Genomic DNA, 23,827 nt, shown 5'->3' on the forward strand with positions numbered 1-23,827 from the left:
AGTAGCTCTTGTTCAGAAAACCGTTTTTATTTCAAATGGTTAACAAATTCTATTACTAGCTGTGCAGACAAAGTCCCTGTCCGGTTAACGAATTCTTCATGGGTTTCAGTGGCTTCGCTATCTGCGGTATCACTGATCGCCCGGACAATTAGGAAAGGAATCCCAAATTGTGCAGCCGTGTGCCCAATTGCTGCCCCTTCCATCTCGACTGCTAAAGCATCGGGAAAGGCTGCTTTGATTTCATAAATTTTTGAAGGGCTGCTGACAAAAGTATCCCCTGAAACTACCAACCCGACATGCGCCGTCTGCTCCATTTTTTTGCTAGCTTCCAGCATTTCGCTTTTTAGATAAGTCGAACTTTCAAAATAAAGCGGCATCCCAGGCACTTGACCAATTTGATAGCCAAAAGTCGTAGCATCCACATCAAAATAGGCCACCTTATCCGCAATCACTAAATCGCCAATTCCTAGACCGGCCCCAATCCCGCCAGCAGTTCCCGTATTAATCACCATGTTGACTTTATATTGCTGAATCAGAACAGAAGTCGTAATCGAGGCTAAGACTTTCCCAATCCCTGATTGGACGACGATCACTTCATGATTGCCTAAACTACCGGAAATAAATAAAGCTCCGGATTGCTCCCAAGATAAAGGATGCTCTAATTTTTCACGTAATGCTTTAACTTCTGGTTCCATTGCTCCAATAATACCAATTTTCATCTGTTATTCCTCCATCGTTGTTTAAATAAAGAATACCGCCAACATCACTATAATTAACAGTAATAAGACTACAATAATCGCCTTATTCAAAAAACTGCTGCGTTCTTTTTGCTTCACTCGTTCACTACTGCGGGATTTTGTCACGGGTTTATGCTTTTTCAGCTCTTTACGATACACGTTGCTGATTTCTTTTTCTCTTTTTTCATAGGCTCGCTCAGCGGCTTTGCTTTGTTCTTCCGCTAAACGCGCTTGCTCTTCTTTTCGTTTTCGCAATTCACTGCGGGTCACCAAGGGTGATTGGCCCATCCACGATCCCCTCCTTTTAACTTCTATTCACTAATCTGAAAAATGTGTTTGGCAAAACAAGCCATTACTGAGCCTGCTTGCATTGCTGCAGTTCCCAATAATTCACTGCAAAAATCGTTTTGGCATCACAAATCAACCCAGATTTGATCGCTTCTTTGGCCTCTTCCAGAGTTAATTCATATAGTTCCAAAACCTCATCCTCGTCTTGTGGCAAGGGATTTTCCACTTTGACCAGCTCAGTTGCAGCATAGATATACAATTTTTCATTCGAGAAACCTGGGGACAAATACATTTCATTTATGTAAGTCAACGCTTCGGTATGATAGCCTGTCTCTTCTTCTAATTCTCGTAAAGCAGTTTTTTCTGGGTGCTGTCCTTCACCCGGATCGATTTTTCCGGCTGGAATTTCTAGTACAACTTTTTCTAAAGGTTTCCGAAATTGTTTGACCAGGAGTAGTTTATTTTCTTTTGTGATGGGAATAATCCCAACCCCACCATGATGAAAAACTAATTCCCGTTTGGCCGTGCCCCCCATTGGTAAGGCAACATCGTCTAAATAAACGTCGATGATTTTTCCTTTAAACAATTCTTTACGAGTAATTGTCTTCTCTTCAAAATCTTTATACTCTAACATTACAGCCTTCCTCTCCTATTCTCCTTGGAAACTTCATTCACTAAATCAGACAAATACTGAAAATAATTTGTCTAAAACCGAGAAAAACGAAGCACTTGTTGCTGTCTATCATAAAAAAATAGTCATTCAATCAGATTTTCGTTTCTAACAGTTTTTCCGCAGGCCCTAGTAACTTTGAAAAGTTGGACTAGCAAATAACTCACACTTGACGGTTCTGCCTTATTGTATCATAGAAAATTCTTATGTTTTTTCTAAATCTGAAAAATCCATCTTTAGTCCCATACTATTTCTATAGAATTTCATGCTATGATGAGCGTGTAAAGAAAGCAAGGATTTTGAATAAATAAAGTGAAGGTTTTTTACTAGATTAGGAGGATTATTATGCGAAGGAAAATATTTCCAATCATCATCGCAGCAATCGGCATTCTCTGCTTTTTTGAAGGAGACTTCGGCAATTTTCTCATCTTTTTAATGTTGATTGTTGGATTTTGGCTAATTTATCGTGGCTTTAAGGGCCGAAAAGTTCGTCCCCAAAAAGAAAATCTACCGTTTTTATCTAAAGAAAAAGAAGCGTATTATCGGAATTCAGGCATGAGTGAACGTGAGATCGAGATATTCCGCGAAACGATGAATCTTTCGAAACAGCAAATTTTACGTTTGCAGCAAAATATGCAAAAAAGCGCCAAACTGAAAGCCATCGATTTACGCCATGATACTTTGAAAGCGGCAAAGGCTCTATTTAAAGAATTAGTCAAAGAGCCGAAACGGCTACCTGAATGTAGTCAATTTCTTTATACTCATTTGCCTAATATCGTTGATTTGACCGATAATTATGTTGAAATCAACGAACATGAGATTAAGTCAAAAGAAGTTTATGGTAAACTAGAAGAAAGCGCACAGATCATTGATCAAATGGCTGCTTTAATCGTAAAAGACTATCAACAATTCGTGGCCGAGGATTTAGAGGATATGGATGTTGAAATCTCGATTGCGAAAAAGAATTTAGAGCGACATCCCAAGCCAACGACAAAATAAAAAATAGTTAAACAAAAAAATCTGGCTAAAGCTAGATTTTTTTCGAACAGGAGGAACCACTGTGGAACCAGAAAATCAAACGCAGACCCCCGCGGTCGAGAGTACTTTAGACGATCTACTGAGCAATCCTTTCGGTAGTGATGCTTTAACCCCCGTTCAACAACAAGAAATCTCTCACTTACAGTCCCAAGAACAAGCGGACCGTTTAGTGGATAAATTACCGGAAGAACGGCAAGCCCAAGCCCGTGAATTAGCTAAAAAAATCGATGTCAATGACTCACAAGCAGTGATCAGCTACGGTGCAACGGCACAAACCAAACTAAGCGAATTCTCGCAATCGATGCTAAACACCGTTTCTTCGCAAGATATCGGTCCGATCGGCGATTCATTGAATCAACTGATGTATCGCTTAAACGAAGCCAACCCTGACGAATTACGGGTCGGTGAAGGCAATATTTTCCAAAAAATGTTTGGCAAAGTCAAGCAATCGATTTATGAAATCACCACTAAATACCAAAAAATCGGTGCTCAAATCGATAAAATCGCGACTAAGTTAAATATCGAAAAAGATGGCTTATTAAAAGACAATCAAATGCTTGAAACTCTTTATAATAAAAATAAGGACTACTTTGATGCCTTGAATATCTATATTGCAGCAGCGGAATTAAAGATGGAAGAATTGAAATTGACCACGATTCCCGAAGCAACCCAAAAGGCCCAAGCATCTGGTGATCAAATGGACGTGCAAGTAGTCAATGACTATACCCAATTTCTCGATCGTTTAGATAAACGGACCTACGACCTAAAATTGGCCCGCCAAATTACGATTCAGCAAGCACCACAAATTCGTTTGATTCAAAATACGAACCAAGCTTTGGCTGAAAAAATCCAAGCATCGATCAATACGGCTATTCCTTTATGGAAAAACCAAGTTGCGATTGCTTTAACCTTATTACGGCAAAAGGATGCTTCAACGGCTCAACGCCAAGTCTCTGAAACGACTAATGATTTATTGAAGAAAAATTCAGAGATGTTGAAGATCTCAACGATTGAAACGGCTAAAGAAAATGAACGTGGCATCGTCGATCTTGAAACCTTGCAACAAACCCAAAACGATTTAGTCGAAACCTTGGAAGAAACCTTGCGGATCCAAAAAGAAGGGCGGGAACGCCGCCAAGTGGCCGAAATCGAGATTGGACATATGGAAAACGACTTAAAACAAAAACTGATGGAATTAAATTCTGGGCAATAAATCCAGAATACTCCCTTCATAAGTAAAAAATCAGTGGACCAAAAATGGTCCACTGATTTTTTATGCTTTCATATAACCCAAGACTGCTCCGCCAGCAATAATCAGCAAACAACCGATAATTACATAGTACATCTCTTTTTTAGTCTTGCGCTCACCTAATAGGAAGATTCCCCCCAATGTCGAAATAATAATTCCCATCTGGGATAGTGAAAAACCAATTGCTAGGCCAATATTTTGAACGGACAATAACATGCAGACATTTCCGATCCCCCATAACAATCCGGAAAGCATGTTACGCCACACATAACGATTGACTTTCGCTTTACGAAACGCGAAGAAACTAGCACCAACTAGCATCCCAACGCTTTGTGGTAAAATAATCGCCAACGGATCGAGTCCAGCCCAAGTAATAATAATAGTATAAACACCATAACCAACTGTTGAAAAAAGCAACGCACGAAATCCCTTGCCAAAATCAAACAGACCATTATCCGTTGCCACACCGCTCTCGTCATCTTTGCGCGCGGTTAGATAGGCTCCTAAGACTAGCAATGCCAACGCAATAAAGCCTAATACAAAGTCTTTTGTTTTCGTCCACTCATGAAAGAAAATAGCCCCAGCGACGGTATTCAAAATTAATTGAAAGCCGGTTGAGATCGGTAACCCGACCGAAACTCCCATGAATTTCATTCCATGAAATTGACCATTCTGACCAACAGTCCAAAAAAGACCCGACAAGAAACCGATCAATAAAATCCAACTATTGATAGTTGGTTGAACAATAAAGTAGGTCGCTAATGCAAAAACAAAAGCCCCCATCGTCATCCCTAAAGTTTGCTGATTGGCATCGCCGCCAAGTTTCCCGCTCACCAAAGCAATACTTCCCCATGCTACCATCGGTATTAGGGCAATCAAAATATTCATAACCTTACTCCCTTCAATTTGCAACTGAAATAGTTTAGCGAAAAAAAGGGGATTTAGCAATTAAAAACTTAAAAACTTAACGTTCTTCATGGTAATAATCTAAGCGCGGGAAAAACAACGTCATTGTTGTTCCTTCATTCAACGTTGATTCTGCGGTTAAATCGACACCCAGTTTTCCTGCTAAAACTTTAGCTAGATATAAACCCAGTCCGGTCGAATGCTGTTGAGCTTTGCGCCCATTTTCACCGGTAAAGCCCTTATCAAAAATCCGTCCGAGATCTTCCGGCGGAATACCGATACCATTGTCTTGCAAAATCAAGGCTACGCCCCCATTTTTAGCTTCGATCCGAATATCAATCCGACCTTGATCAGGAGTATATTTGATCGCGTTGCTTAGTAATTGGCGAAAAATAAATTCGATCCACTTGGCATCGGTTAGGACTTTGGCATCCTCATCCACTAACGTCAATTGCAGATTTTTTTGAATAAAATAATTGGCTTGACTACGAATGATCGGTTGGATGAGCTTCTTTAACGAATATTCTTGAATCAAATAATCATTCACGAATTCATCAGAACGAGAATAGTAGAGAATTTGCTCAACGTATTCATCAATTTTTTGGATTTCATTTTGTAGTAAGACAAATTTTTCATCAGGGATGTCGAATTCGATTGAATTTAAAATCAAGTCTACTGCGGCTAACGGAACCTTGATTTCATGAATCCACGAATCCATGTAATCCTTCTGATCCTTTTGACTATCCAACAGCTGTTCCATCATCAAGTGATGCTCTCGAACTTGTTGATTTACATAGTCTTGAAGTAAATGTTCTTCATTGTTGCTGGCAGTTTCAATAAAATGCTGCAACTGAGAATCTTCTCCTTGAGCAAACGAACGATACCAGCGCTTGCGTCGATAATAATCAATCGTAAAAAATAGCAAAATTAAAAATAATTGTAAAATCAATAGGTAGCTAAGATTGTCCCAAAAACCGTGCAAATCAGGGGTTAGCCACACCATAAAGACTAATAAAGAACTTAATACGCCCCAGCCTAGTAAAACTAGCAACCGATCTTTTAGATATTTGATAAATGTCATAGCCGCTCCTTACGGGACAATATAACCCTGTCCAACTTTTGTTTGAATGTAATCCTCGATTCCCGCCTGCTCAATCTTGCGTCGGACCCGATTGATGTTAACAGTCAAGGTATTGTCATCAACAAAGCGTTCATCGTCCCAAAGTGCCCGTAGTAATTTATCCCGACTCAAAATTTTGCCATGGTGTTTCATCAAAATAAACAGTAACCGATATTCGTTTTTACTCAAGTCCACGACTTCTCCATTGATTGTCATACTGCTATTATCAATATTCAGCGTAATCCCATTATGCGCCAACTCTTCGCCGCTCTCAGCATAATTATAAGAACGCCGTAGCAAGGCATTGATCTTCACCACTAAGATATCGACTTGGAACGGCTTAATAATATAATCATCCGCCCCCATATTCATCGCCATAATCTGGTCCATGTTGGTATTACGAGAAGAAATAAAAATAATGGGAACTTTTGAAACTTCCCGGATTTTTTGACACCAATAATAGCCGTCGTAAACAGGCAGATTGATATCCAATAAAACTAGCTGTGGAGCAACCTCTTCAAACTCCTCAAATACTTGATTGAAATCTGTTATTTGATAGACATCAAACCGCCATTTCGTCAATTCTTCTCCAATCAATTGACGAATCACTGCCTCGTCTTCTACAATCATGATTTTTGCCATTTTATTTTCTTCCTTTCGACTGGACTTAGATTCCCAAAAATCTTTCTTATCATCATATCAAAGAACCGAAAAAAAATGAAAGACAAGCCTGCTTTTCTTTATTTTTTAGTAAAGTCGATGAAGCCTAAATTATCATCAATCATGCCACCTTCACCCGATAGACTGAAGGTGCTGAGACGGGGATTAAATTTGATCCACATTTCTTCTTGTAAATCTTCTTTAGAGTATCCTTTAATCCAAAAATCACCAATCTCAGAGGGAATCGTTTCATTATAATCTGACTTCTCCATATTCGTCGTAATAATATTAAGCGAAAATTGCGTTTGCATATGAATCATCGCATGCTGTGAGTATGGACCTACACTATCTTCAAATGTCAGCAATAAAATTTTATCTCCTCCCAAATGGGTCAAAAGTTTTTCTTTAGCCATTTCATCAAGTCTGATTTTCATAAGCTGTCCCTCCTATTTTTAGCTATTAAAAAATAGCCCCTTTGTCTTAATCATCAGACGAAGGGACTTTTTTTGCAAGAATTTCTACTTATTTAATTGTTGGTCTAATTTAGTTAGCTCAATCTGCGGATCCTTTGCTAAAAGTTCCCGGAAAATTGGTAATTGCTTTTGAATCTGCCCAGCTTGGTCATTTTCCACCTGCATCACTAATAACGGCTCATGTAAGCTTAAGCGCAGCAGCAACCACCCCTTACCATAAGGTTCCGTTACAGAAAAACGAACTCCTTCTTGATTTTCAGGATTTTCCGCAAAGCCCACCTGTTTCGGTAACTCTTTGCGGAACAACTCGATCATTTCTTGACCAGTTACTTTATAATCCTCTCCGCTGATTGGATAACGAATTTCTAAAGTTTCCAACGGTTGTTCTAATTCCGCCATCAAATCTGTTAGTTCCCGCTTTTCTTGCTGTAATTTAGGTAATAACATTAAGACTTTAGCAATGACATAGGCACCATCATCCAAGAAATAGTTTTCTTTAAAGGCGGCATGGGAACTCGTTTCAATCGCTAACTGACAATCGATCCCCGCTTCATTTAGTTCAATCGCCTTATTGATGACATTACGATAACCGGAAATATAACGGTATTGTTTGCCGCCTTTTTCTTCAATGAAGTCTTTCAAATGATCGGAAGTCGGTGAATTAGTCACGATCGTACTGCCAGGATGTTCCTGTAAAACAATCGCTGATAAGACCGCGATCAAATTATTTCGATTAATCATTTGTCCATCTTTTGAGACTATTGCTGAACGATCGACATCCGTATCAAAGATCACACCGAGGTCCGCTTGGTTTTCCAACACGGCTTTCTTGATACTAGCCATCGCCTCTTTATTGTCCGGATTTGGAATATGGTTTGGAAAATGACCATCCGGTTCTAAGAATTGTGAGCCACTTGTATCAGCACCCAAAACGGCCAAGACTTGATCAGCAAAATAGCCACCGGCACCGTTCCCGGCGTCAACAACAATTTTTAAGCCCTGCAACGGTCGCTCACTGCCGCTACCTGTTTGAATTTTTTGGACTAAATCGGCGGCATAACGCGACAACAAATCAGCTTGTTGAACACCTCCTGCCCCTGTTTCTCCCGCTTCTGGATGTGCTAAAATATAGGCAATATCCTGCTTTTCAGCACCACCGATTTGGCTGAAAATTTTGATGCCATTGAAATAGTAAGGTAGGTGACTAGCTGTCAGCATAATCCCGACATCACAAGCAAATTCTTCAAATTGGGTAGCCATAAATAAGGCCGGCGTTGTCGCCAAACCAAAATCTAAAACGTCACAACCAGCATTTTCAAAAATTTCGATCATTGCAACTTTTAATTCCGGTCCCGTTAAACGGCTATCATGGCCTATTCCGATTTTAAAAGGCCGCTCCACGCCTTTATCAGTTAACCAATTGAGAATGCCCCAAGCAATCAAGCGGACTTCCTCAGTACCTAAGTTCTTAACTTTATCACCCTCAGTGATAGCGATTCCACGAATGTCTGAACCATTTTGTAATTTCATTAATTCCATCGATAAACCTCCTTCTTTCGACTAAATTTTATTTTCCCAAAATAAATAACTTTATCTTCATGACGTCAATACTTCCTATACTATCGTGGGAATAATAGCCTCTAACGCTATTTTTAGTTTATTATACCAAAAACCCCAGAAAAGAAGAAAGCCTTTTCTAGGGTTTTTCATTTATTTAAGTAAATTATACTGATTTAGAGAAACTCCGGACCTTTACTTATGTTTCACACGGTGCTTTGCTTGCCAAGCGATTCGCCAACCAACTAATTTATCCATGATCAGTGTCAATCCTTTAAACAACCAGTAAATCCCAAAGGTTAGTGGTATGACGAAGAATAGATTGCGATTCCATAATTTATCGAAATCAAAAAATTCTCGGAAAAATAAGTAACAGCCTAGATAGCCACCGGCTAGAACCGCAATCAATGCGATTTTTTTCTTATCCAGCGGGAAGGATACTTTGTATAGAACCAAAAGACCGACACAACCTGTCAAAAAGACCGACATCGTTGAGGTTGCTTGATAATCCAACTGAAATAAGACAGCGGCCAGTTGGATTACCATTACTGCACTAACTACTGTCAACGCTCCAGGTAGTGAAACACGTAAAATATTGTTTAAAAAATCGCCTTTGATTCGTTCATAACTCGGTTTCAATGCCAAAAAGAAGGAAGGAATTCCGACCGTTAGTGCATTAATCGGTGTTAATTGGACCGGTTCAAAAGGATACGGGGTTGCGATAAACATAAAGATGACCGCTAAAATCAGTGAATAAATTGTTTTAACTAAATACATCGAGGCTACCCGCTCAATATTATTAATCACCCGTCGGCCCTCATTCAAAACATTTTGCATGCGGGCAAAGTCAGAATCCAATAAGATTACATCTGCAGCCGCTCGAGCTGCACTGCTGCCATTGGCCATCGCTACGCCGATATCCGCTTCTCGTAACGCCAACACATCGTTTACTCCATCACCTGTCATACAGACGGTATGAGTTTCTTTTAAGGCACGAATCAATGCTTGTTTTTGTTTCGGTGTGACTCGACCAAAGACCGTCGTCTGATCAACCAATGCTTTATAATCAATCGGCTCACTTATACTAGACATGTCAATAAACATTTCAGCATCTTTGATTCCCGCTTTTTGCGCGATTTTTGAAACAGTCAAGGGATGGTCTCCTGAAATAACCTTTAATTGCACATCTTGCTGGGCAAAATAACCGAAAGTTGCGCGAGCATTCTCTCTTAGATTGTCTGAAATAATCAAGGTGGCTAATAGTCGCGGCTCATATGCTAATTCTTCTTCCAATACTGTTGGGTATTCCACCAGCACTAAAACCCGTTGTCCAGCAGCTAAATATGGTTGGATCTTTTCCTGTATTTTCTGCGGTAGATTTTTAAAAATAAACTCGGGTGCGCCAAAAGCAAAACTGCCTTGCTCTTTAAAAGTGACACCACTCCATTTACGAGCAGAAGAAAACGGGACAACTTTTTCAGCCGCCCACTCAACGACTGGCGGGAAAGCTTCCCGTAAAGCTTTGGCAGTAGCATTTTGATCATTTAGCTGGACTAATAATGCACCCATGATCTGATCCAAACGCTCCTCAGAAACACCTTCTTCCAGCAATGCTTCTTCAAATTTCAATGTGCCATCTGTAATCGTCCCGGTTTTATCCAAGCAGATCACATCGACACGAGCCAAGGTCTCAATTGAAGGCAAAGCTTGAACCAATACTTTTTTACGGGCCAAATTAGCAGCTCCCACGGCAAATGCAACACTGGTTAACAACATCAATCCTTCTGGAATCATGCTGACCAAAGCCGCAACCGTTCCTAAAACGGCCTGTTTGATCGATTCAGATGCTTGATACTGACTATAGAACAAACCTAGCCCTACCGGAATAATCACAACCGTCAAAACTGCAATCATGCGACTCAAGACTTTCGTCAATTCCGAGTTACCCGTTTTTTTCGTTTTGGCTTCACTAGTGAGCTGTTCTGCAAAATTATCTTTTCCCACTGCCGTACCTTGATAAAAGCATTCCCCCGCAGTTATAAAGCTGCCGCTATATAATTGATCCTGCAAAGTTTTTTGTACCCGATCCGCTTCACCCGTTAAAAGTGATTCATCAACTTCAACTCCTGCACCAGCCAGCAATTTACCATCCACCGGCACTTGATCCCCACTACGCAAATAGAGGGTCTCGCCTAGCACAATCTGCTCCTGATCAATTTGCTGTAAACGCCCGTCTCGCAAGACAACGGCTTTCGTCTTCGCTAAAACAGACAATTTATCAATCGTGTGTTTGGCTCGTAATTCTTGAATCACACCAATCAAAGTATTAATGATTACTACACCAAAAAATAATGTATTTTTGGGCGAACCGACCAATAATACCAATAAAGCCAAGACAAAGTTCAAAATATTAAAGATATTGATCGTATTTTCGTTGATAATTTCTTTGTCCGACTTTAATAGATTCTCTTCAACTTGATTGATCTGTCCATCCTCTATTTTCCGTTGAACCTCGGAAACTGTTAGCCCTTCCAGCCCTGCTGGAATCTCAACATCATCAAAATTTTCTTCCACCGTTTGAACTTCTTCCGTTTTCTTCATCCGGTTTCACCTCATCTCATTGATAGCCATGATTTACTCTATATTTATCTTAACACTCCTTGTATTTTAAGTCGGTGTTGAGCATTGAACGCTACTAGCTCTTAAAATATTTTTGAAGCTTCGGTTCTATTTATGCACAGAGTATACGTAATGGGGCATAGCTATTCCGCGATAATGCTTAACAAACTCTCCACAACGAGTCATTCCGTTTCTCTCAGCGACTTTTTGTGAAGCACTGTTCGTATCACGAATAATCGAAAAAACTTCTTCTGCCTGTAAATCCTCAAAAGCATAAGTCTTACATGCTTGCGCTGCCTCAATCGCATAGCCTTTATGCCAAAATGCGCGTTGAAATAAATAGCCTACCTCCAAAACTTTTTGATCGGCAAAATTTTGCCAAGTCAATCCGCATTGTCCAATCATTTCATCCGTTTCCTTCAAAATGACCGCCCATAAACCAAATCCATCACGGCGATAATTTTCAATCTGTTTATCTAGCCAATGTTGAACTTCTCTCTCTTCGAAGGCTCCTTCATAAGCATACATCGTTTGTTCATCTTGTAAAATTTTCCTTAATGAATCACTGTCCGCTTGCCGCAACTCACGAAGATACAATCTTTCCGTTTCAATCATCATCCTTTAACTCCTTAAAAAGCTGCACCAAGTAAACTCGGCGCAGCTCTGTATTAAATATCTTTCGGTACGTAAAAACTGCGGTTGTCCATCCCAAAAATTCTTTCGGTATACGTGCCGGGATCAGTATTTTTTACCGCACTTGCCATCATTTGCATTGAGGCATCGATGTTATCGATTTGATGCAGGATCTCTGCTTCCATGATTCGCGGACGGACTGGAGAACCATACTCTAACAAGCCGTGATGGGACAAGACCATGTGCCGTAAAATCACAACATCCTCATCAGCATCATTAATCTTCAATTCGGCACAGGCCTTGGTAATTTCTTCATCTACTAAGACCAAATGCCCAACTAAATTTCCGACTACAGTGTATTCAGTTGAAGAAGGTCCGGTCAACTCGATCACTTTGCCTAAGTCGTGGATAATAATCCCCGCATATAGAAGTGACGCATTTAACTGTGGATATTCTTTGGCAATCGCCTTTCCTAGCCTCAGCATCGTCAAGGTATGGAAAGCTAAGCCGCCGGCAAACGCATGGTGGTTGCGCTTCGCCGCTGGAAATTCAAAAAATTCCTTTTGGTATTTATTTAATAGAAAACGAACGATCCGATTCCAATGAGCGTTAGTGATCTCAAATAATGTCTGATTGATTTCTTCTTCCATCACATCCCGTTTAAGCGGCGCTCGTTCCATATATAAAGCAGGGTCGTTTGGCTCCTCTGGTTTCATCGTGCGAAGATGCAGAATCTTCACTTGCGGATTGCCTTGATACATTTCTCGCTTACCACTCAATAACACAACTTGTCCAGCTTTGTAGCGCTTGATTTCTTCTTCTGAGGCATCCCAGAATTTGCCGTCAACTGTGCCAGAAGTATCTTGGAAAGTAAATGCGATAAACTTTTTACCATTTTTTGCTAGCCGGACGTCAGCATTTTTGATTAAAACGTACATTTCAAATTGCTCATCGACCGTTAATTCTTTGATTTTTTTCATCGTTGGACTCCCTTCAATTCCCAGACTGGCTGGTGAAGCTCTTGGTAATAGCTTACCATTTCTTGGTCAGATGACAAACAAATGACTTGATAATTTTGACTAAATTGTTGTAACAATTTGGCAAATTGTAACTTTCGCTGATGATCGTAATGCAGCCAGCCATCATCGATAATCACCGGACACAATGGATGCTTTTGCTGCAAAGCCAAATAGGCAAAGCGAAATGCCATCATAACCTGATCCTTGGTCCCTGTAGAGAGAGCATACAGACTCATTTGATCCACCGTCAACAGACCTTCGGAAAATTCTAAACGGCTATGGGCATTATTCGTTAACATTTGAAAATAAATCGTTGCCTGTTTCAGTAATTCCGGCAATTGTTGTTCAGACAATTCGGTCGCAATATCTTGCAATAATTGATTTTCCAGCTTAGCCACTGCGTAATCAGACGTCAGCTGCTCAACTAAGGCCCGCTGCTGACTCTGTTGCTGATACAAGCTATCCAATGTCCCATCCGCTTGCATTTGCTGAATCTGCAAACGAGAGCGTTGTTCCTGTTCCTGTAGCTGACGCAAGTGACTTTCACCAGTTTGAATCGTCTGTTCTAAGATACGCAGCTGCTGATCAATTTCTGACAACGTCGTTTCTTTTTCAAACAACGGAGCCACACTTTCCTGCAACTCCTCTAAGCGAGCTCGTTTTTGCAAAATTTCGCTTTCGCGTTGTAAAAAAGCTGGAATCTCTGAGGGATAAGCCAGACCTAATTTTTCTAGTAACGGTCGATTTTGCTCGAGTATTACTTGCTGCTGCTTTTGAGTTTCATGGATCCGTTGCTGCAATACCGTATTTTCCTGATACGTCTGCGCAAAACGGATCTGCTCCATCTCTTTAGCAAACTGCTCTAATACTACAAGTTTTTCTGACAAGTTTTTTTCCTGCAGCGGCAGCCAATCTGCTAAAAATTCAAAATGCTGTTCCTGCTGCATGAGTTTTTGGCGCAATTCCAACTGACGATCCTGGAGCTCACTCTGTGTTTGGCGTTGTGCTAAATAGCTTTGCGCTTGCTGATTTGCTCGGATCACAACAAATTCATTTTCGCCATTTGGCAAATTGCGTTGCCGTAACTCATTTTGAATTTGATTCCATAGTTGCGTGACTTGCTGTTCACCTTGGGCAATAGAATCGCTCAGCTTCACCACTTGCCCCTCATAAATATCTAACTGCCCCAATTTTTCCTGCCAAGCTGCTTTGTCGACCGGCTTTTGTTTCAATGCCCCAATAATTCCACAACCAACAGCTAAAACTAAGAGGAGATAACGAAATGGCGGAGGTACAATAAAAGCAATGATCAAGAGGATTCCCGCGGCCAGTAAGAACCACGGCAGTTGCTTTTGCTGATCAAACAGCTCGGGATGCTTTTGTTCATAGGCATTCAAGTTGTTTTCCGCTTGATCTCGTTGTTCTTGGACTAAACGAAGACGAATTTTTTGTTCCTCTACCGTCTTTTGCTGCGCTTGCAGTGGTGCAAATAACTGTTGAATCGCCTGTTCATCCGTAAAAGGACGGGGTGGGTTTTGCTGCCATTCTATAGGTGCCTCGTCTGTCCCAGCAAGCTGGACTGCAATTCGTTGTTCCTCGTCTAGCATACGGGTGACTGAAACTTTTTCTGCTAATAATTGCTGAATGCAGGTTTCATTTTCCAAATAGAAATAATAGCGCGCAGATTCTTGGTTACCACTATGCTGTTGTAAGGCCGCGTGAAGTTTTTCCTGCTCTTTCATCGTTTGTTGATACGCTTGATAGAAGTCTTGTAGCGTGGCTTGCTCTTTCAGATTAGCGGCTGAATGCAGTTCTTGATTTTGTAATTCCAATAGCTCAGCATACCCTGACCAGTTCAATCGCCGCTGCTCCAACCGTAATTGTTGCTCCTGTAATTTACGATTTTCTATCGCTTGTTGAGTTACTTGACGCTGTTCCTGTTCCGCCTGACGAACCAATTGTTGAAAATGGGCTTCTTGCTCTTCTTTTTCTTTGATTTTTTGTTGCAGACTTTGATACGTTTGGAGCGCTTGGTTCAACGGCTGCTTACGACCGCGGGGGCGATAAAGATTTTCATACTCGTTCTTCAGTTGAAGCCGCTGTTCAAATAATTCATTACTGCCGGATAAGCCTAGTGAAATCAACGCCTCATGCAAATTTTCTTCGGTTAAATGCTCTAGTTGTTGTAGCTGTTCCTGTTGAAAAGTAAATACTTGGCGGAAAAGCTGTAAATTCAGCGGATAAAGAATTTTTTCCAGCAACTCTTCGCCGCCTTGTTGACCATCCTCCAACCAAACTAAGGCCTTGCCTTTATTTTTTGCTTTGTAACGTTCGATAGTCACCGTTCCATAAGTTGGATGAACAACCAGTAGCCGGCCACCAAAGCCACTCCCGTCATTCGGTGTATAGTCTTGCCCCTTTTTACGCTTAGTGGGAAAACCGAAGAGTATTGCTTGGATAAACTGATACAAAGTTGATTTTCCCGCTTCATTCAAGCCATAAACCAACTGATTTTTTGCTTCAAATAAAAAAGTTTGCTGACGCCACTTGCCAAAACCAGTGATCTCCGCTTTTTTAATCCACATCTACAGCCCCCCTAAAGCGATAATTATCGGTTATTTTTTCTTTTAATTGCAACAACACATCTGATCTAAATTCCTGATCTAGCATAGGGTGTAGCTGAGGATTTTGCTCCAGTTCACTCAAGAGGTCACTGAATATTTCCGGCTCCTGGTAAGTCGCAATTAACTGTTCTACTAATTTTTTTTCAACTGACAAATACGGTCGTTCCGCTGGTACTTCTGCCAATGTGAGCTTCCATAGTAAGATTTCTGTTGAAACTTCTGCTTGAAGAGCCTCTAACAGCTCACCTGAGTTGATCTGATAAGCCAACTCCTCCCCTAATCCTGTGACCTCACTAAATTCTAAATGTAATAGCGTCGGCAAATCGCTCCTTAACCGCCGCACTAAGGGAAAGATTTCTCGTGGCTGCCGAATGCCTGCTAAGGAGATTTTGCGTTTCTCCCAACGAATCGCTTCGACTGGCAGCGTCTGAGCCAGCAGCTGATTCCCTTGCGTTTCAACTAAGGTTATCCCTGCTAGTTCCGTTTCTTTTTGTGTATGGCCTTGGGGTGTACCTGGATAGATCACATAAGGTTTTTGAGCCAAGACTTGTGGTACATGAATATGCCCCAACGCCCAATAGTCATAGCCTTTAGTCATTAATTCAGTTAGCTGAAAAGGAGCATAAGGCATTTGGCCTCCATGATACATCCCAATTTGAAAATCAACTTCACCTTTACGAGGAAATTTTTCAACCATCCCCGTCTCAATCGTCGGATGCTGGTAACTAAAACTGGTAATCGCGACTTTTTCGCCAGCATTCGTAGTAAAATTTTTAGTTTCAACCGCTTCATCGGTAAATAAGTGGATATTTTCAGAAAATTCAAACCAATAGCGTTCCGCTTGATAAAAGTCATGGTTGCCAAAATTCATAAAAACTGGGATATCTGCTTCAGCTAAACGAGCCATGGCTTGAAAGAAATAACGTTGTGTTTTTAAGGTTGGTCGATTTTGATGGAAAGTATCACCCGCCAACAAAATGAAATCCACTGCCTGCACTAGCGCCGTCTCGATAATATTTTCCAACATTTTTTGATTGGCTGTCGTCAAACGTTTTTGAAACGTTTCAGGTACGCTAGTCAGTCCTTCAAACGAACGATCTAAATGCAAATCCGCTGCATGTAAAAATTTCATTTTATCCCCCCTCATTACTACTAAAAATGAAACTTATCCCGTTTATTTTACCATAAAAAACGAAAGTTTGTTCGTATTCAAATTAACATTTTAGAAAGGTAAATCCTCGATATTTATAACAAAATCCTCTAAAATAAACTTAACTGAAGGAGGAATCAATAAATGAACAATGATGAACTAATCAAAAAAGCCAAAGAATTATTGAATGAAGGAAATATTGATAAGGCCAAAGAATTTATCGAAGACCACAAAGAGGAACTAGGGGAGTATTACGATAAAGCCAAGGTCTTACTTAAATCGGAAAAATTCGATGGTTTGATCGATCAATTTAAAAATTTATTTTAACAAAAAATAGCAATGCGGTTCAAAAGTAGCCGCGCTGTTCAAACAATACAGACAAAAATAAGTGGGTGTGACAAAAAGCTTGTCATACCCACTTATTTTATCTAACAGTATTCCAGTCGCAACTTCTGTCACAACCTCTATTGTTGCTAATTAACCTTCGTATAATTCACTAATTGGAGTCATGATAATCCGGTTCAAGTCGTTAACGATCACGCTAAACGCTTGTTCTTTTACCATTAATTCATTGATCAATTCTTCTTGTTGAACTTTTTCTGCCAATGCTTGAGCTTTTTCAGCATCTTCATCACTGAAGTCTTCGCCACGCATTTGTTTTTCTTGCAAGCTTTGTTGGAAAGCTTGGAAGTCTTTAAACGCTGCATAAGCAGAATCATTTTTCTTTAGTTCTGCAAAAGCTTCTTCCAAAGCTTTAAATTCTGGTAATTCGCGGATTTCGCGTTCTAATCCGTTCGCTGAATCATAAATATTTGCCATTTTTTATTCCCTCATTTTCTATAAAAGTTACCATTCTATTGTACCACGAATGGAAACGGGTTCACACCCTAATTTCCTTGTTGGTATTGCTGCCACAATTCTTGGCCTTTTTCTTTTAATTTATTGGCGCCTTCTTTGGCTTTTTCAAAAAAGTTGGCTGCTCCTTCACTTGCTTTACCACCAATATCTTTTAATTCTTCTCGCCATTTACTTGCATCTGAGTCTTCAGCACCTTGATTGATTTGATCTGCCGCTACCACCTGTCCACCAGTAGCATAGGCATCTGCTACTTCAAAAGAGTACTGGCCCGCGTAAGGTAAGATTGATTCTGCTTCGGCTTTAAAAACTTGACCGACTTCTGAACCGCTCGTTCCACTCAGATAGTGCGTTTCACTGACTTTTTCAAAACCTAACCACGTTGAAATCACAACATTCGGTGTATAACCGATAATCCATTGGTCATTGACCTTGTTGGCATCAAAATTGGTTTCGGTCGTTCCGGTTTTACCAGCTACCGTAAAGCCGGCTGGTGCTGCTTGAGCGGCTGTTCCATTTGAGAAGGTCCCTAAAAGCATGCTGGTCATTTCATTGGCAACTTCTTTAGAAACAACTTGTTCGTATCTAGGTGAGCTGTTGTCTTCGATCACGGCGCCCGTTGAATCGATAATCTTTGTGATCAAATGCGGTTCATAAACTTTTCCTTCATTAGCAAAGGCGCCATAAGCTGCCGCCATCTGCATCGGTGAAGTCCCTTTTTCCAAACCGCCTAATGCTAAACCGTAATACTTATCGGATTTACTCAATGGAATCCCAAATTCTTCCGCTTTACTGTAGCCTTTATTTAGTCCAATTTCATGCAGCAACCAGACTGCCGGCAAGTTCAAACTTTGCGCGACCGCTTGATACATCGGTACTTCACCTTGGAAAGTACCGTCATAATTTTTGGCCTTATAATAAGACTGAGGCTCATCTTTTAGGATGCTATCCGGTTTATAGCCTGCTTCTAATGCCGGTGCATAGACACTTAAAGGTTTCATAGTCGAACCTGGGGAACGCTGCATTTGTGTCGCAAAGTTGTAACTGCGGAAAATATGCTCCCCGCGCCGACCGACCAACGCTTGCACGCCACCCGTTTTCGGATCCATCGCAACAGATGCGGACTGAGGCATTGCGCCATCAGCAGCATCAGCTGGGAAGTTGGCATTATTTTGATAAACGGCTTCCATCTGTTTTTGATACTCTTGATCTAAAGAGGTATAGATTTTGTAACCTTTATTCAATAAATCCTTTTCCGACATGCCGTAACGTCCGACGGCTTCATCAATGACTGCATCAAAATAAGAAGGGTAACGATAACCAGCATCGGCTGAAGAATACGTGTCATTTAACTCGCTGCCGAGATCCACCGCTGCTTCTTGATTTTCTTGTTCTTTTGTCAGCTTACCATTTTCCACCATGACTGAAAGCACGGTGTTTCGACGGTTGACGGCATTTTCTAAGTTGTCGATCGGGTTGTAGATACTTGGCCCCTTCAGCATTCCGATAATCGTGGCTGCTTCCCCGATCGTTAACTGATTGGCATCAACACCAAAGTATTTTCGTGAAGCATCTTGCACGCCCCATACCCCGTTACCAAAGTAGGAATTGTTCAAATACATCGTTAAGATCTGATCTTTGTCGTACTTCTTTTCAATTTCGATTGCCATGAATATTTCCTTGGCTTTTCGTTCCAATGTTTGATCGAGACTCAAGTAGGCATTTTTGGCTAACTGCTGAGTCAAGGTACTTCCGCCACCGGTAATATGACCAGAAGTCACTAAGCCTAAAGCTGCCCGAGCGATTCCTTTGATGTCGAAGCCGTGGTGCTGATAGAAATTGCGATCTTCTGTTGAAACTACCGCATCTTTTAAATACGGCGAAATTTGATCGCTTTCCACATAGGTTCCTTTTTGTCCATAAAGTGACCCCGCTTGTTCGTTCTTTTCATCATAGATGACCGTCGATTGTTTTAAGCTAGATTGCAAGGTTTCCACATTAACCGACTTTGCTAAGAAAAATAAGTAGACACTCATGACCAAAACACCCACAAGGGTTAATAAAAGCAAGATTTTATTGATATGATATTTTTTCCAAATACGTTTGCGCCAGTGGTGAAAACGAAGTAAATGAGGCTTGATCCATTGCCAAAAAGTCTTCGTACCGCTTTTAAGCTGTTGCCCAAAAACTTTCGCGCCACTTTTAAATTTACGCCAAATTTCCTGAAAATCCATTTTTTGATCTCCATTCTATCCAAAATTCAGACTCAGTGTATCACAAAGCAACGATTCAATGCTTGGGTCTTGAGACTGATACACACTTGGAAGTATTCTAGCATGGGTTCTCAAGGAAAAGCTGATTTTTTTCTTAAATATCCGTTAAAAGTGATACAATAAGCCCGATGAGGCCTTTCTAAGATTAAATATATCTACAAGGAGTAACTTAATGAAATTTACCATGACTTTACCAGACCAAACTGCTGAGATGACCGTCAAAGATTTACTAGAAAAAGAATGGCTGGTTCCGCGAAAAGTCCGCCATTTTATTCGTATCCGCAAAGGTATTTTAGTTAGCGGTGAAGCCCGCCATTTTCAAGAAATGGTTTATCCTGGCGATAGTATCACGATTATACTCGAGGCCAGTGATTATCCTGAGCGAAAGATTCTATTAGGTGATAAACAAAAAATCAAGGTTCTTTATGAAGATGAACATTTGATCATCGTTAATAAACCTGTCGGCATGAAGACGCACCCGAATCAGCCAGAAGAACGAGATACTCTATTAAATCATTTAGCCGCTTATCTAGCCCCAAAGGCACAGCCTCATGTGGTTCATCGTTTAGATAAAGAAACTAGCGGAGCCATTCTCTTTGCCAAAAACCCTTTTGTCTTACCGATTTTAGGACGCTTGCTGGAACAGAAAAAAATTTATCGCCGTTATCAAGCAATCGTCCAAGGGACAATCAAACAAGATCTGACCATCAATAAAAAAATCGGTCGTGATCGCCACGACCGCAGAAAGCGCCGGATTGATCCTAAAGGTGGGAAAGCCGCGTTAACCCATGTAGAAATCGCTCAGCGATTGCATCAGCAAACGGCGATTTATTGCCAGCTGGAAACTGGACGAACCCATCAAATCCGCGTGCATTTAGCCAGTATCGGACACCCGCTAGTTGGTGACCCTTTATATAGTAAAAATCCGCAGGGGCGTTTAATGCTCCATGCATTTGAATTACATTTACAACATCCCTTTACCAATCAAGCAATTAGCGTCCAGGCATTGCCGGGACTTTGGTAATTAAAAAACCAGCGAAAACAGAGCTGTTATCTGTTTTCGCTGGTTTTTTGTAAAACAAAAAAAGAGAGGAATCAATTTCTGATCCTCTCTGAATAAGTATGCTAAATCTTAGTACCAGCCGTTTGCTTGCCAGAAAGATTGTGCGCCTTCCCATGAACCATAACGAGAAGTTACATATTGATCTGCTACACGTTCTTGGTTGGCTTCAGAGTAGTCACCATTTAAGTATGAAGCAGATAATTGGTAACGACCGATATACTGACCATTCGTAGCTGAATAAGAACCGCCTGATTCACGTTGAGCAATCCATTCTTTAGCTGAAGAAGTTGTCGCTGCTGTTGTTGCAGGAGCTGCTTCTTGAACTGGAGCAGTTTGTTGAACTGGTGCTGCTTCTTGAACTGGTGTTGCTGTTTCTTGAACTGCTGCTTGAGCAACTGGAGCTGCTTCTTTAACAGGTGTTTTGTCCGCTTTTTCAGCGCCATCAATGGTTAATTCTTGACCTGCAAAGATCATGTTTACATTGTTGATTTTATTTGCTTTTGCAATTGCGCTAACTAAACTATCATTACCAGCAAACTTGTGAGAGATTTTTGATAGAGTATCTCCAGCTTCAACGGTGTATGTTTCTGATGCATGGGCATCCGTAGCTCCCATCGCTAAACCTGCACCTGCTGCTAATACTGTACTAAAAAGAATTGTTTTCCCTAATTTCATTATGTAACTTCCTCCGAATTGTCTATGTCTTTTTACTGTCTTCATGACTACGAGAGTTACTTTATCATCCTTTTGTATTTCATGGGTAAAATTATTATGACAATTCATTACAAAAACATAAAACAATGTAACAAAAGACTTCCTTGTGTGTCACTTTGAAATATAGCATTTGGGGGAACACGACCACAAATCCTTGAATTATAAGGCTTTCAATCAATATTACTGTTTTTTTCTTGTGTTACAAAAATTAATTTCAGAAATATTGAAATCTTTTTGTAAAGAAAAAGCTTCTTTTCTTTTTGTTCTTTTTGAATTATTTTGCGAATATTTTTTATTGAAAATGAATTAATTAGTTTTTACTAGCGATCCATTAGATAAAAACGAATAAGTCCTGGGTATACCTGTAACTATTTGAAAATACAAAAAAGGTTGCCCTACCGAAAGAGCAAACCTTGCTTATTTTATTCGTAAAAATCGCCGCCATTTTTTGGCCTGCGGTCCAACGAGTTTATCGACTAAGCGAATCTTTAACGCTAAATAGAAATAATTAAACCCGCCAACTCCTGCGGTCAATAAGCAGATGATGAATGCCTGAAAACACGTGTTGCGATCAAATACCAGATAGCTCAACTGACGGGTAAGCAGTGCAACTATCAGCATAATTAGTGTTAACAGCAAAATCAAGACACAGCGGCGAAAAACGAGCTGATAATTTGTGGGAACCACCCGCCGCAGCTTCCATAGACACAAACCACAGGTTAGGCTCAAGCCAATGAACGTTGCTACTAATGGACCGTAGACTTGCAACAATTCAATCAGCGGAACTTGAATCAAGGCCTTTAATAATAAGCCAGCTAACCAATACCTCACAGCGATCCGGCTATGGGAAATTCCTTGCAGCGTAGTGGATAGCATCATAAATAAGGCAGCCACTAATCCCGTCCAACAAGCAGCGACTAAAACCCGGCTACCCAAAATATCGGCTGAATAGAAAAGGGTATTCAACGGGTAGGCGAGGAGAACCATCCCTGTAACCGCCGGCAACATAATAAAAGTGAACAGCTGAATATTGGTATTCACCAGTTTGGCCAGTTCGACTCGTCTCTGTTGGGTAAATAGTTCCGTTAACATCGGCAAGCTCGTTAAGGCCAATGATGTTCCCAAAGCAACGACTACCATCGTTAACTTATCGGGATTAGCACTGAATAGAGCATAGAGATCAACTAATTGTTCATGACTAAAATTAGTGTGGGCGCTCATCGTATGGATAAACGTCAGTTGATCGATTAATTTGTAAAAGGTAATCCCGGAACCTAATAAAATGAATGGGATCGCTTGTCGAATAGTTTCTAGTAATAATTTTTGGGGATCGATCGTCACTTTATTTAAACTGCGCGAAACTTGCAAATCGCTGGCTTTGCGATCTTTAAACCAGTAAAACAACAAAACAGCATAGGAACCGATCATTCCGATTGTCGCGGCGAAGGTCGATTGAATCACCGCATTCAAATAATCGCCATGCATCACTTTCATGATGATAAAAACACTTAACAGCATATACAAAACCCGTAATGCTTGTTCAACTACTTGTGAAATGGCTGAAGGTCGCATATCTTGCTGACCTTGAAAGTAGCCTCGCAGAACACTCATACAAGGAAAGGCAATCACTGCAATACTTAACGCTTGGATCACTGGGATCAATGCGCGGCCACCGCCTGATAAAGCGGCTAAGAATGGTGCTGACCAAAACATTAATCCGCCGAAGAAGATCCCTAAGACTGCCGTCGCCTGTAACGCTCTGATAAATAAGCGGCGGCTCGTTTGATACTCCCCCAGCGAATTATAGCGAGCGATTTGTTTGGCAATTGCTCCTGGCAGTCCTGCGGTGGAGATCATCATGAACAAGGCGTAAAAAGTATAACCCATATTAAATAAACCGTTCGCCGCACGGGCATTTTCCCCCATCCAAGCATACCAAGGAATAATATAAATGGCGCCAAGCAATCTGGAAAAAATATTTCCCACAGATAGCCAAGCAGACCCTTGAATCATTTTTTCCTGATAAGTCAGATCACTGGGTTGTATCTTTTTCATGGTCTCCTCCTTCAAAAATACTCCTTTCTATATAGTAAAGCTAAAAGCAGCTCCTGACAATCACTCTTTCCTTTTTCTATTTCTGAGCTATGCTATAATAGCCTAGACTATATATTGGAGGTCT

The 23,827-nt window shown here is 40.7% G+C and carries 21 protein-coding genes; 4 read left to right on the top strand and 17 right to left on the bottom strand.

What is annotated here, in order from left to right; translation table 11 throughout:
* Positions 1 to 26: 26 nt before the first annotated feature.
* From EP1_RS07310 to EP1_RS07320, 3 genes are all read right to left on the bottom strand, one after another.
* A complete protein-coding gene (locus tag EP1_RS07310) occupies positions 27 to 719 on the bottom strand; it encodes a 5'-methylthioadenosine/adenosylhomocysteine nucleosidase (protein ID WP_067625858.1) in 693 nt (230 codons plus the stop codon).
* Between the two features lie 21 nt (positions 720 to 740).
* The gene (macP, locus tag EP1_RS07315; RefSeq protein WP_067625861.1) at positions 741 to 1,025 is read right to left on the bottom strand and encodes a cell wall synthase accessory phosphoprotein MacP; all 285 of its coding nucleotides are present in this window, start codon (positions 1,023 to 1,025) and stop codon (positions 741 to 743) included.
* A gap of 64 nt (positions 1,026 to 1,089) precedes the next feature.
* Positions 1,090 to 1,659: an NUDIX hydrolase gene (locus EP1_RS07320; protein ID WP_067625865.1), complete on the bottom strand. Its 570-nt coding sequence runs from the start codon at positions 1,657 to 1,659 to the stop codon at positions 1,090 to 1,092.
* 381 nt (positions 1,660 to 2,040) lie between these two features.
* Between EP1_RS07320 and EP1_RS07325 the strand changes: the two genes are divergently transcribed.
* Both EP1_RS07325 and EP1_RS07330 read left to right on the top strand, forming a co-directional pair.
* On the top strand, positions 2,041 to 2,694 hold the full coding sequence (locus EP1_RS07325) for a 5-bromo-4-chloroindolyl phosphate hydrolysis family protein (RefSeq protein WP_067625868.1): 654 nt from the start codon (positions 2,041 to 2,043) through the stop codon (positions 2,692 to 2,694).
* A 61-nt stretch (positions 2,695 to 2,755) separates the two neighbouring features.
* Positions 2,756 to 3,946, top strand: a complete 1,191-nt coding sequence (locus EP1_RS07330; RefSeq protein WP_067625871.1) for a toxic anion resistance protein — start codon at positions 2,756 to 2,758, stop codon at positions 3,944 to 3,946.
* Between the two features lie 60 nt (positions 3,947 to 4,006).
* Here the strand turns inward: EP1_RS07330 and EP1_RS07335 are convergent, their stop codons facing one another.
* The 10 genes from EP1_RS07335 to EP1_RS07380 all read right to left on the bottom strand — a co-directional run bounded on the left by EP1_RS07335 (position 4,007) and on the right by EP1_RS07380 (position 16,725).
* Entirely contained in the window at positions 4,007 to 4,870 is an 864-nt protein-coding gene (locus tag EP1_RS07335; RefSeq protein ID WP_067625874.1) for a GRP family sugar transporter, read from the bottom strand.
* Positions 4,871 to 4,946: 76 nt separating this feature from the next.
* Positions 4,947 to 5,969: a two-component system sensor histidine kinase SapS gene (gene sapS / locus EP1_RS07340; protein WP_067625877.1), complete on the bottom strand. Its 1,023-nt coding sequence runs from the start codon at positions 5,967 to 5,969 to the stop codon at positions 4,947 to 4,949.
* Positions 5,970 to 5,978: 9 nt separating this feature from the next.
* Complete coding sequence (gene sapR, locus EP1_RS07345) at positions 5,979 to 6,650, bottom strand: two-component system response regulator SapR (RefSeq protein WP_067625880.1); 672 nt, start codon at positions 6,648 to 6,650, stop codon at positions 5,979 to 5,981.
* A 98-nt stretch (positions 6,651 to 6,748) separates the two neighbouring features.
* The gene (locus EP1_RS07350; RefSeq protein WP_067625884.1) at positions 6,749 to 7,102 is read right to left on the bottom strand and encodes an iron-sulfur cluster biosynthesis family protein; all 354 of its coding nucleotides are present in this window, start codon (positions 7,100 to 7,102) and stop codon (positions 6,749 to 6,751) included.
* Positions 7,103 to 7,186: 84 nt separating this feature from the next.
* Complete coding sequence (locus EP1_RS07355) at positions 7,187 to 8,680, bottom strand: phosphohexomutase domain-containing protein (RefSeq protein WP_067625887.1); 1,494 nt, start codon at positions 8,678 to 8,680, stop codon at positions 7,187 to 7,189.
* A gap of 213 nt (positions 8,681 to 8,893) precedes the next feature.
* Positions 8,894 to 11,299 carry an HAD-IC family P-type ATPase gene (locus tag EP1_RS07360; protein ID WP_067625890.1) on the bottom strand — a complete coding sequence of 802 codons (2,406 nt, stop codon included), beginning with the start codon at positions 11,297 to 11,299 and terminating at the stop codon, positions 8,894 to 8,896.
* 126 nt (positions 11,300 to 11,425) lie between these two features.
* A complete protein-coding gene (locus tag EP1_RS07365) occupies positions 11,426 to 11,935 on the bottom strand; it encodes a GNAT family N-acetyltransferase (RefSeq protein WP_067625892.1) in 510 nt (169 codons plus the stop codon).
* Positions 11,936 to 11,985: 50 nt separating this feature from the next.
* Positions 11,986 to 12,930, bottom strand: a complete 945-nt coding sequence (locus EP1_RS07370) for a 3'-5' exoribonuclease YhaM family protein (protein ID WP_067625894.1) — start codon at positions 12,928 to 12,930, stop codon at positions 11,986 to 11,988.
* Complete coding sequence (locus tag EP1_RS07375; RefSeq protein ID WP_067625897.1) at positions 12,927 to 15,554, bottom strand: ATP-binding protein; 2,628 nt, start codon at positions 15,552 to 15,554, stop codon at positions 12,927 to 12,929. The genes EP1_RS07370 and EP1_RS07375 overlap by 4 nt, the downstream gene beginning before the upstream one ends.
* Positions 15,544 to 16,725: a metallophosphoesterase family protein gene (locus EP1_RS07380; RefSeq protein WP_067625900.1), complete on the bottom strand. Its 1,182-nt coding sequence runs from the start codon at positions 16,723 to 16,725 to the stop codon at positions 15,544 to 15,546. The genes EP1_RS07375 and EP1_RS07380 overlap by 11 nt, the downstream gene beginning before the upstream one ends.
* A 162-nt stretch (positions 16,726 to 16,887) precedes the next feature.
* On the opposite strand from EP1_RS07380, the gene EP1_RS07385 reads away from it, so the two are divergent.
* Entirely contained in the window at positions 16,888 to 17,070 is a 183-nt protein-coding gene (locus EP1_RS07385; protein ID WP_067625904.1) for a hypothetical protein, read from the top strand.
* A gap of 150 nt (positions 17,071 to 17,220) precedes the next feature.
* Here EP1_RS07385 and EP1_RS07390 read toward each other — a convergent pair whose 3' ends face one another.
* Together EP1_RS07390 and EP1_RS07395 are read right to left on the bottom strand one after the other, a co-directional pair.
* Positions 17,221 to 17,562, bottom strand: coding sequence for a YlbF/YmcA family competence regulator (locus tag EP1_RS07390; RefSeq protein WP_067625908.1), 342 nt, complete (start codon positions 17,560 to 17,562; stop codon positions 17,221 to 17,223).
* A gap of 68 nt (positions 17,563 to 17,630) precedes the next feature.
* The gene (locus EP1_RS07395; protein ID WP_067625913.1) at positions 17,631 to 19,832 is read right to left on the bottom strand and encodes a PBP1A family penicillin-binding protein; all 2,202 of its coding nucleotides are present in this window, start codon (positions 19,830 to 19,832) and stop codon (positions 17,631 to 17,633) included.
* A 211-nt stretch (positions 19,833 to 20,043) separates the two neighbouring features.
* Here EP1_RS07395 and EP1_RS07400 point away from each other — a divergent pair, with 211 nt between their 5' ends.
* Entirely contained in the window at positions 20,044 to 20,895 is an 852-nt protein-coding gene (locus EP1_RS07400) for an RluA family pseudouridine synthase (RefSeq protein ID WP_067625916.1), read from the top strand.
* Between the two features lie 108 nt (positions 20,896 to 21,003).
* Here the strand turns inward: EP1_RS07400 and apf are convergent, their stop codons facing one another.
* Positions 21,004 to 21,609: an aggregation-promoting factor gene (apf, locus tag EP1_RS07405; RefSeq protein ID WP_067625920.1), complete on the bottom strand. Its 606-nt coding sequence runs from the start codon at positions 21,607 to 21,609 to the stop codon at positions 21,004 to 21,006.
* Positions 21,610 to 22,065: 456 nt separating this feature from the next.
* Entirely contained in the window at positions 22,066 to 23,703 is a 1,638-nt protein-coding gene (locus EP1_RS07410; RefSeq protein WP_067625923.1) for a putative polysaccharide biosynthesis protein, read from the bottom strand.
* Positions 23,704 to 23,827: the final 124 nt, after the last annotated feature.

The sequence above is a fragment of the Enterococcus pseudoavium NBRC 100491 genome (genome assembly GCF_001544295.1).
In the GTDB taxonomy this organism is placed as follows: domain Bacteria; phylum Bacillota; class Bacilli; order Lactobacillales; family Enterococcaceae; genus Enterococcus_A; species Enterococcus_A pseudoavium.

What these genes read in the sequence shown, in the direction of transcription:
- EP1_RS07310 (WP_067625858.1), bottom strand. Translation starts at nt 719, where the DNA reads ATGAAAATTGGTATTATTGGAGCAATGGAACCAGAAGTTAAAGCATTA.
- macP (WP_067625861.1), bottom strand. Translation starts at nt 1,025, where the DNA reads ATGGGCCAATCACCCTTGGTGACCCGCAGTGAATTGCGAAAACGAAAA.
- EP1_RS07320 (WP_067625865.1), bottom strand. Translation starts at nt 1,659, where the DNA reads ATGTTAGAGTATAAAGATTTTGAAGAGAAGACAATTACTCGTAAAGAA.
- EP1_RS07325 (WP_067625868.1), top strand. Translation starts at nt 2,041, where the DNA reads ATGCGAAGGAAAATATTTCCAATCATCATCGCAGCAATCGGCATTCTC.
- EP1_RS07335 (WP_067625874.1), bottom strand. Translation starts at nt 4,870, where the DNA reads ATGAATATTTTGATTGCCCTAATACCGATGGTAGCATGGGGAAGTATT.
- sapS (WP_067625877.1), bottom strand. Translation starts at nt 5,969, where the DNA reads ATGACATTTATCAAATATCTAAAAGATCGGTTGCTAGTTTTACTAGGC.
- sapR (WP_067625880.1), bottom strand. Translation starts at nt 6,650, where the DNA reads ATGGCAAAAATCATGATTGTAGAAGACGAGGCAGTGATTCGTCAATTG.
- EP1_RS07350 (WP_067625884.1), bottom strand. Translation starts at nt 7,102, where the DNA reads ATGAAAATCAGACTTGATGAAATGGCTAAAGAAAAACTTTTGACCCAT.
- EP1_RS07355 (WP_067625887.1), bottom strand. Translation starts at nt 8,680, where the DNA reads ATGGAATTAATGAAATTACAAAATGGTTCAGACATTCGTGGAATCGCT.
- EP1_RS07360 (WP_067625890.1), bottom strand. Translation starts at nt 11,299, where the DNA reads ATGAAGAAAACGGAAGAAGTTCAAACGGTGGAAGAAAATTTTGATGAT.
- EP1_RS07365 (WP_067625892.1), bottom strand. Translation starts at nt 11,935, where the DNA reads ATGATGATTGAAACGGAAAGATTGTATCTTCGTGAGTTGCGGCAAGCG.
- EP1_RS07370 (WP_067625894.1), bottom strand. Translation starts at nt 12,930, where the DNA reads ATGAAAAAAATCAAAGAATTAACGGTCGATGAGCAATTTGAAATGTAC.
- EP1_RS07375 (WP_067625897.1), bottom strand. Translation starts at nt 15,554, where the DNA reads ATGTGGATTAAAAAAGCGGAGATCACTGGTTTTGGCAAGTGGCGTCAG.
- EP1_RS07380 (WP_067625900.1), bottom strand. Translation starts at nt 16,725, where the DNA reads ATGAAATTTTTACATGCAGCGGATTTGCATTTAGATCGTTCGTTTGAA.
- EP1_RS07385 (WP_067625904.1), top strand. Translation starts at nt 16,888, where the DNA reads ATGAACAATGATGAACTAATCAAAAAAGCCAAAGAATTATTGAATGAA.
- EP1_RS07390 (WP_067625908.1), bottom strand. Translation starts at nt 17,562, where the DNA reads ATGGCAAATATTTATGATTCAGCGAACGGATTAGAACGCGAAATCCGC.
- EP1_RS07395 (WP_067625913.1), bottom strand. Translation starts at nt 19,832, where the DNA reads ATGGATTTTCAGGAAATTTGGCGTAAATTTAAAAGTGGCGCGAAAGTT.
- EP1_RS07400 (WP_067625916.1), top strand. Translation starts at nt 20,044, where the DNA reads ATGAAATTTACCATGACTTTACCAGACCAAACTGCTGAGATGACCGTC.
- apf (WP_067625920.1), bottom strand. Translation starts at nt 21,609, where the DNA reads ATGAAATTAGGGAAAACAATTCTTTTTAGTACAGTATTAGCAGCAGGT.
- EP1_RS07410 (WP_067625923.1), bottom strand. Translation starts at nt 23,703, where the DNA reads ATGAAAAAGATACAACCCAGTGATCTGACTTATCAGGAAAAAATGATT.